1 protein-coding gene is annotated in these 456 nt (G+C 69.3%); it reads left to right on the forward strand.

What is annotated here, in order from left to right:
* Positions 1 to 175: 175 nt before the first annotated feature.
* Positions 176 to 456: DUF6802 family protein (locus tag B4L26_RS14750; RefSeq protein WP_290719936.1), on the forward strand; the 281-nt coding region annotated here is incomplete at its 3' end.

Genomic DNA, 456 nt, shown 5'->3' on the forward strand with positions numbered 1-456 from the left:
GCGGGCCTGGGTGGCCGAGGCGGTCGCCGATGCGCGCGCCCGCACCGAGTGGCGGACCGTCGCCCTGCTCAACGCTGCGGAGCCGGTGGTGGCAGCGCACGTGCGGCGCAGCGCAAATCGAATGGGGGGCGAATCGGATGGAACCGGAGCGTGGCGGGCTGCGTCTAATTAAGTGATGGACGGCGACTACACCGAAGACGGCTCTTTCGACGCCCCCGACGCGACGGGCGGCGTTGACGAGCACCTGTGGCTGGCCGAGTCGGGGCGGCTGTGGGACATGGGCCCGGCGACCGTGGACACCGATGCCGACGGCATCGACGACAGTCTGTCCCGGACGGACTCTACCGGGTTGACCGTCTTTACCGATACCGATCAGGACGGGCGCATCGACCTCATCACGCGGGTGGAAGCCGACGGCGATGTGTCGTCGTCGATCTACGACCCGGCGACGGGCGA

The organism is Gordonia sp. UBA7599, assembly GCA_002477755.1.
GTDB lineage: Bacteria > Actinomycetota > Actinomycetes > Mycobacteriales > Mycobacteriaceae > Gordonia.